The 7113-nt window shown below is 73.4% G+C and carries 7 protein-coding genes and 1 pseudogene; 3 read left to right on the top strand and 5 right to left on the bottom strand.

Features of this window, described 5'->3' with window-relative positions; translation table 11 throughout:
• The 4 genes and pseudogenes from EFE23_RS17275 to mraZ all read right to left on the bottom strand — a co-directional run.
• Positions 1-254, bottom strand: a pseudogene (locus EFE23_RS17275) (penicillin-binding protein 2); the annotation flags it as partial.
• Positions 255-257: 3 nt separating this feature from the next.
• Positions 258-842 carry a cell division protein FtsL gene (ftsL, locus tag EFE23_RS17270; protein WP_123241962.1) on the bottom strand — a complete coding sequence of 195 codons (585 nt, stop codon included), beginning with the start codon at positions 840-842 and terminating at the stop codon, positions 258-260.
• Complete coding sequence (gene rsmH / locus EFE23_RS17265) at positions 839-1948, bottom strand: 16S rRNA (cytosine(1402)-N(4))-methyltransferase RsmH (protein ID WP_123241968.1); 1110 nt, start codon at positions 1946-1948, stop codon at positions 839-841. The genes ftsL and rsmH overlap by 4 nt, the downstream gene beginning before the upstream one ends.
• 207 nt (positions 1949-2155) lie before the next feature.
• Positions 2156-2587: a division/cell wall cluster transcriptional repressor MraZ gene (mraZ, locus tag EFE23_RS17260; protein WP_089006009.1), complete on the bottom strand. Its 432-nt coding sequence runs from the start codon at positions 2585-2587 to the stop codon at positions 2156-2158.
• Between the two features lie 355 nt (positions 2588-2942).
• Between mraZ and EFE23_RS17255 the strand changes: the two genes are divergently transcribed.
• From EFE23_RS17255 to EFE23_RS17245, 3 genes are read left to right on the top strand one after another with little or no spacing between them, the layout of a single operon-like run.
• Positions 2943-4190 carry a MurT ligase domain-containing protein gene (locus tag EFE23_RS17255; RefSeq protein ID WP_123241967.1) on the top strand — a complete coding sequence of 416 codons (1248 nt, stop codon included), beginning with the start codon at positions 2943-2945 and terminating at the stop codon, positions 4188-4190.
• The gene (locus EFE23_RS17250; protein ID WP_123241961.1) at positions 4180-4902 is read left to right on the top strand and encodes a type 1 glutamine amidotransferase; all 723 of its coding nucleotides are present in this window, start codon (positions 4180-4182) and stop codon (positions 4900-4902) included. Before EFE23_RS17255 ends, EFE23_RS17250 begins: the two co-directional genes overlap by 11 nt.
• Positions 4899-5606 (top strand): TVP38/TMEM64 family protein, encoded by a 708-nt coding sequence (locus tag EFE23_RS17245; protein ID WP_123241960.1) that lies wholly within the window; start codon positions 4899-4901, stop codon positions 5604-5606. The genes EFE23_RS17250 and EFE23_RS17245 overlap by 4 nt, the downstream gene beginning before the upstream one ends.
• 133 nt (positions 5607-5739) lie before the next feature.
• Here the strand turns inward: EFE23_RS17245 and EFE23_RS17240 are convergent, their stop codons facing one another.
• Positions 5740-6981 (bottom strand): IS110 family RNA-guided transposase, encoded by a 1242-nt coding sequence (locus EFE23_RS17240; RefSeq protein WP_199737116.1) that lies wholly within the window; start codon positions 6979-6981, stop codon positions 5740-5742.
• Positions 6982-7113 lie beyond the last annotated feature (132 nt).

The raw sequence follows: 7113 nt of genomic DNA, 5'->3' as shown, positions 1-7113 counted from the left end.
CGGGCTATCCGTGGCAGCGCCGGCCGGAACGGGTCGCCGGAGCGGTTGCTCCGTGGGGTACGCCGCTGCTCGGCGCCCCCGCCCCCGCCGGCCCGGGCGGCCCCGCCGCCCTCCCGGATGGTCCGCCCGCGCGGGGTGTACGCCCGGGCGTCGGAGATGCCGCCGACGCCCGGCTCCCGGGGCTCGCCGCCCCGGGACGAGCCGCGCCGGGAGCCCGTGGCGTCCCGGCGCGGATCCTCCGATCTCGGCGGCACCGCTCAGCCTCCGTTGCCCTGCTGGCTGGTGATGGACGGCGCGCCCTCCGCCGGGCGCGGAACGCCGATCATCTTCCCGTCCGGCAGCCGGATGTACGCCGGGTCCTCCGACTCGACCAGGCCGAGCCGGCGGGCGTTGGCGGTGAGGTTGCCGGGGGCCTTCTGGTCGGCGATCTCCTTCTTCAGCTCCTGCTCGTCGACGTCGAGCCGGGCCTGCTGCTGCTCGAGCTTCTCCAGCCGGAAGGCGTTCTCGTTGATCTTCGTGTTGACCGCCAGGATGCCGAGCACCCCGCCGACCACCAGCACCACGATCAGCCCGGCGAACGGGGCGCGCGGCACACGCACCGGCGGCGGCGGGGCGACCCGCAGCCGCGGCGCCGTGGCGTCGGTGGTCCGGGTGCGCTCCGCCGGCCGCAGGGCGGCGTTGCCCTGGGTGGGAAACTCGCGCGCCCCCCGGGCGCGAGTCTCCTGCCGGCGGTCGTCCCCCGCCGTCGTGGTCCGCGTGCTGCGCTGCGCCGTGGTCCGGCCCCCCGACCGCGGTGCGCGCTGCCCGACGGCGTCCCGGCCGTCGCGCTTGTCGACGTTCATGTCCCCTCCCCCTCTTCGTCCGTCCCGTTCCCGTCCCCCGGAGCCGAACCCGGGTCCTCGCCGGACCCCGGTGACCCCGTCCCCGGTTGGTGCATCGCCTTCACCCGGCGGCGGTACCGTTCGCGGTCGGTACGCCCCTGCCGGGTCGCCTCCGGGTCGAGCCGCTCCGCGGCCCGCAGCCGCACCGAGGCGGCGCGCGGATTGGCCGCGACCTCGGCCTCCCCGGGAAGCTCGGCGCCCCGGCTGAGCAGCCGGAACGTCGGGCCCGACCCGGGCAGTTCGACCGGGAGGTCGACCGGGCCCTTGCTGCGGACCCGGTCGGCGAGCGCCTGCTTGGTGAGCCGGTCCTCCAGCGAGTGGTAGGACAGGACCACCATGCGGCCGCCCACGGTGAGCTTGTCCAGAGCGGCCGGCAGCGCCGTCTCCAGCGCTGCCAGTTCCCTGTTTACCTCGATCCGTAAAGCCTGAAACGTTCTCTTTGCCGGGTGTCCCCCGGTTCGCCGGGCTGGTGCCGGAATGCTCTCCCGGACCAGTTCGGCCAGCCGCGCCGACGAGGTGATCCGGGCGCGCTCCCGCTCCCGGATGATCGCCGAGGCGATCCGCCCGGCGAACTTCTCCTCGCCGTACACCCGCAGCACCCGGGCCAGATCCGGGTGGGCGTAGGTGTTGACCACCTCCTCGGCGGTCACCCCCCGGGTCTGGTCCATCCGCATGTCCAGCGGCGCGTCCTGCGCGTACGCGAACCCGCGGTCGGGCGCGTCCAGTTGCAGGGACGAGACGCCGAGGTCGAACAGGACCCCGTCGATCGCCGGGTAGCCGAGCCGGTCGAGCACCTCGGGCAGCTCGTCGTAGACGGCGTGCTCAAGGTGGATCCGGTCGGCGAACCGGGCCAGCCGGACGCGCGCGTGGGCGAGCGCCTCGGTGTCCCGGTCCAGGCCGATCAGCACCGTGTTCGGGTGCGCCTCGAGCACCGCCTCGGCGTGGCCGGCCAGGCCCAGCGTGGCGTCGACGTGGACGGTGCGTCCGGTCCGCCCCAGCGCGGGGGCGAGCAACTCGAGACACCGCTCGAGCAGCACCGGCACGTGCGTGCCGCGTAGCTCCCCCATGTCGACCCCCACTGGTTGAGACCCACTTCCGTCCATGTCGCGTCCGTTGTCGTCACGACGCCTCGTCATACCGCCAGATCCCCATCCGCTCCCGCCCGCCGGAGGCCGCGGCCCTCCGTATCGGATCGTGCGCCTGGCACCGGGGAAGGGGTGCCAGGAACTCGAAAGCGGCTGGAGATCTCGCAGTACGTCGGGCGCCGTCACGCCCTACAGACCGCCGGGCAGCACCCCCTCCTCGATGTCGGCGAAGTCGTCTTCGCTCTCGGCGAGGTAGGCCTCCCAGGCCGCCTTGTCCCAGATCTCCACCCGGGTGCTCGCGCCGATCACGACCAGGTCCCGGTCGAGCGCGGCGTAGGACCTCAGGTGCGCGGGGATGGTGACCCGCCCCTGCTTGTCCGGGACCTCGTCGTGCGCGCTGGCGAAGAAGACCCGACTGTAGGCCCGGGCCGCCTTGCTGGTCATCGGCTGCGCGCGCAACTGGTCGGCGATCCGCTGGAACTCGGGCATCGGGAAGACGTAGAGGCAGCGCTCCTGCCCTTTGGTGATCACGACACCCCCCGCCAGCTCATCCCGGAACTTCGCCGGAAGGATCAACCGGCCTTTGTCGTCCAGGCGCGGAGTGTGGGTGCCGAGGAACATCGGCCCAACCCCCTCGCCCTGAGCGGCGTTCGCGGCGCCGCTGACCCCCCGGGCCGGTGTGGCCCTCCCGGCCCCACCATCGCGCCCCACTCTACTCCACTTCCCTCCACCTGCAACCAGAAACGCCCGCGTGGCGCGGCGTTTGCGCGCGCAAAAGAGCACGTCAAAGGGGGTGGGGCGGAGTGGAGGGGGTCGGCGCGCCCCCGGGCCGGTCCGCTACCCGACATTGATCGACTCCGTCCGGCGGAGCGGCCGATGGCCGTCCGCCGGGCGTCCTCGGCCGAACGGATCGCCGTCGGCGGCGATCTGGCGGGCCCCGAGGTCCGGTAACCTCGCTGCCGTGACGGACGCGAAGATGCCCCTGCGGGCAAAGGTGGCCAGCTCCGTGTCACGGACCGCCGCGGCGCTGTCGCGGGCCGCGGGCCGTGGCGACGGCTCGGTGATCGGCGGGTGGATCGGCCTCAAGATCGACCCGGACCTGCTGGCCCACCTCTCGGCGGGCCGCGCCATCGCGCTGGTGTCCGGCACCAACGGCAAGACCACCACCACCCGGCTCACCACCGCCGCCGTCGGCGTGCTCGGCCGGGTGGCCACCAACTCCTTCGGCGCCAACATGCCCACCGGCCACACCTCCGCCCTGGCCAAGGCCGGCAGCACCCCGTACGCGGTGCTGGAGGTCGACGAGCACTACCTCGCCCAGGTGCTGGAGTCCACCGAGCCGCACGTGGTGGCGCTGCTCAACCTCTCCCGCGACCAGCTCGACCGGGCCAAGGAGGTCGCCATGATGGCGCAGCTCTGGCGCGCCGCGCTGGTCCGGCACCCGGACATCCGGGTGGTCGCCAACGCCGACGACCCGATGGTGGTGTGGGCGGCCACCCCGCCGGCCGACCCCGCCCAGGGCCACATCCCGCCGCACGTCACCTGGTTCAGCGCCGGCCAGCGCTGGCACGACGACTCCTGGGTCTGCCCGGAGTGCGGCTCCACCATCCAGCGCTCAGGCGAGCAGTGGTGGTGCACCGGCTGCCCGCTGCGCCGCCCGGCGCCGCAGTGGACCGTCGAGGACGACGGCGTGCTCGACCCCACCGGCGCCTGGCACAAGGTGCAGCTCCAGCTGCCCGGCAAGGTCAACCTCGGCAACGCGGCCACCGCCCTCGCCGTCGCCGCCGAGTTCGGCGTACGGCCGGTGGACGCGGTCTCCCGGCTCGGCGCGGTCACCTCGGTCGCCGGCCGCTACGCGCAGGTCGACCGGGACGGGCGCAACATCCGGCTGCTGCTGGCGAAGAACCCGGCCAGCTGGCTGGAGGCGTTCGACATGGCGGACGTCGCGCCGACCCTGCTCTCCATCAACGCGCGGGACCCCGACGGGCTGGACACCTCCTGGCTCTTCGACGTCGACTTCGCGCCGCTGCGCGGCCGGCAGGTGCTGATCACCGGCGACCGGGCGTACGACCTGGCCGTGCGGCTCGACGTCAACGGGGTGCCGTTCCAGCACGTCCGCAGCTTCGACGAGGCGATCCGGGCGGTGCCACCGGGCCGCCTGGAGGTCATCGCCAACTACACCGCCTTCCAGGACATCCGAGCGGAGCTGGACCGTGTCAACTGAGAGCCTGCGCATCGTCTGGATCTACCCCGACCTGCTCTCCACCTACGGCGACCGGGGCAACGCGCTGATCCTGGCCCGCCGGGCCCAGCTGCGCGGCATGCCGGCCGAGGTGCTGGAGGTCCGCTCCGACGAGAAGCTGCCGACCACCGCCGACATCTACCTGATCGGCGGCGGCGAGGACGGCCCGCAGGCGCTGGGCGCCCAGCGCCTGATCGCCGACGGCGGCCTGCACCGGGCGGTGGCCCAGGGTTCGGTGGTGTTCGGCGTGTGCGCCGGCTACCAACTCCTCGGCACCTCGTTCTTCGCCAAGGGCGCCCGGTGCACCGGGCTGGGCCTGCTGGACATCTCCTCCGACCGGGGTCCGATCCGGGCGGTCGGCGAGCTGGCCGGTGAGGTCGACCCACGGCTGGGCATCCCCCACCTGACCGGCTTCGAGAACCACGGCGGGCGGACCCACCTCGGCGCGGACGTGTCGCCGCTGGCCCGGGTGACCGCCGGCGTGGGCAACGACGGCACGACCGAGGGCGCCTGGCGGGGCAAGCTGCTGGGCACCTACTCGCACGGCCCGGCGCTGGCCCGCAACCCGGCCCTGGCCGACCTGCTGCTGCGCTGGGCGACCGGCATCCACCAGCTGCCCGCGCTCGACGACACCTGGGCCGAGCGGCTCCGGTCCGAACGCCGCGCCGCGGTGGCCGCCGCCGCCCGGCCGTGACCGGCGCCGCCCGACCGCGGCGGCGACGACCGGCGTCCGACCGGCTCGTCCGGCTGCTCCGGCAGCCGTCGGCGCGCCGGTTCGGGCTGCTGCTCCTGCTCCTCGCCGGGTTCGGGCTGGCGCTGCTGCTGGCGCCCCGGCCCGACCTGACCCAGCTGCCCCGGCTCGCCCACTCTCTCGGCGGGTACGCCCCGGTAGCGGCGATCGTCGCCGGCGCGCTGCTGCTGGTGGCGCTGGTCCCGCGGACCTTCGTCACGCTGGCCGCGGGGGCGATCTTCGGGCCACTGCCCGGTGCCGCGTACTCGCTGGGCGCGGCGCTGCTCGCCGCGGCGCTCGGCTTCGCCGTCGGTCGCCTGCTGGGCCGGGAGTTCGTCGCCGAGCGGGTGCGCGGCCGGCTGGCCCGGCTGGACGGCTGGTTCGCCCGGCAGAGCGTGTTCGGGGTGATCACCGTGCGGCTGCTGCCGATCGCCGGCTTCGGGCTGGTCAGCTACGGCTACGGCACCACCGGGGCCCGGGTGCTGCCGTTCCTGGCCGGCAGCGTCATCGCCGCCGCGCCGACCGCCTTCGGGTACGCCGCGATCGGCGCCGCGGTCAGCTCGCCGGGAGGCGTCAACTGGTACGCCGCCGCCCCGGCCAGCCTCGGCCTGATCGCCAGCGTGGTCATCATCCACCGCTGGTGGCGGGCCGAGCGCCGCCGCCGCTAGCCACCGCCGGACCACCCCGGAGGGGCCTCGGCCCCGCCGGGCCGCCACCCTCGGAGGGGCCTCGAACACGGAAAGAGTGGCCATCCTCCGGCGGATGGCCACTCTTGACTCGAAAATGAACCTCCGTTGCTGGTCAGGCGGCGGTTGGGGTCAGGTCGACGTGGTAGCCGAGGCGTTCGAGTTGGGCGATGGCGCGGCGGCGTAGTTGGTCGGGGTTGTGTCGGTTGAGGTGGTAGTCGGCGCCGAGGTCGTGGTGTTCGACGCCTCCGGCGAGGATGTGCCAGATCGCGGTGAGCAGGCTGTGCGCGACGGCTTTGTGGGCGCGTTTGCCGCCGCGGCGGGCGGCGATGCGTCGGAACAGGGCGCCGGCGTAGGAGTTGCGGGTGCGGACGGCGCCGAGGGCGGCGATACCGAGAGCGGCTCGCAGCCACCGGTTGCCGGGGCGGGCTTTCCCGGGTCGGCTGACGCCGCCGGTCTTGTTGTTGCCCGGGCAGGCCCCGGCCCAGGAGGCCAGATGGCCAGGGGTGGGGAACTGGGACATGTCCGGGCCGATCTCGGCGAGGATGGCCTGCGCGCCGGCCTGGTCGATGCCGGGCACGGTGTCGAGCAGGTCGATCTGGGCCTGGTAAGGGGCGACCTGCTGGCTGATACGCGCGTCGAGCTGCGCGATCATGGTGTCGAGGTGGTCGACGTTGGCCAGGATCATCTCCGCGAGGAAGGCGTGATGCTCGTTGAACCGCCCGAGGAGGGCCTGGGCCAGGTCGCGGCGCTTGGCACGCATGCGGCCCTTGGCCAACTCGGCCAGCACCTGGCCGTCACGTTCCCCGGCGATCAGCGCTTCGATCATGGTCCGGGCGGAGACACCGAAGATGTCGGTGGCCACGATCGACAGCTTCACCCCGGCGTCTTCGAGCAGCTTCTCCATGCGCTGCTTCTCCCGGGTGCGTTCAGCGGTCAACAACGCCCGGCGGCGGGTCAGGTCCCGCAGCCTACGGATCGGGACAGGGGGCACGAACGACGGCCGTACCAGGCCATGGGCGACCAGATCGGCGATCCACTCCGCGTCGGCCATGTCGGTCTTACGGCCCGGCACCGCCCGCATGTGCCGGGCGTTGAGCAGCCAGCACTCGAACTGGTCTTCCAGCAGGTAGAACACCGGCTTCCAATAGTCCGAGGTCGACTCCATCCCGACCCGGGTCACCTCGTGCTCGGCCAGCCACCCAGCCAACTCCAACAACCCCGCGGTGAGGGTCGAGAACTTACGCTTGTGAACCCGGTAGCCGCCGCCATCGCGGGGCACCCGCACACACGCCACCAGTGATCCCTTAGCGATGTCCAACCCCGCCGCGCGTTCGACCACCACATCGATCGCCACCAGCCACCCCCTGGCCTCGTAGAGTGCATCCAGGCGGCCGACCGGACGGGAGCCGAAGTACGCAGAGTTTGACTCACGTGCTCACAGCAACAATCCAGGGCACCAGCCCAGCTCCCGCGTCCGATTTCCGAC

Source organism: Micromonospora solifontis (assembly GCF_003725545.1).
Classification (GTDB): Bacteria; Actinomycetota; Actinomycetes; order Mycobacteriales; family Micromonosporaceae; genus Micromonospora; species Micromonospora solifontis.
This window is presented reverse-complemented; position numbering and strand designations above follow the sequence as displayed.

What these genes read in the sequence shown, in the direction of transcription:
- ftsL (WP_123241962.1), bottom strand. Translation starts at nt 842, where the DNA reads ATGAACGTCGACAAGCGCGACGGCCGGGACGCCGTCGGGCAGCGCGCA.
- EFE23_RS17255 (WP_123241967.1), top strand. Translation starts at nt 2,943, where the DNA reads ATGCCCCTGCGGGCAAAGGTGGCCAGCTCCGTGTCACGGACCGCCGCG.
- rsmH (WP_123241968.1), bottom strand. Translation starts at nt 1,948, where the DNA reads ATGGGGGAGCTACGCGGCACGCACGTGCCGGTGCTGCTCGAGCGGTGT.
- mraZ (WP_089006009.1), bottom strand. Translation starts at nt 2,587, where the DNA reads ATGTTCCTCGGCACCCACACTCCGCGCCTGGACGACAAAGGCCGGTTG.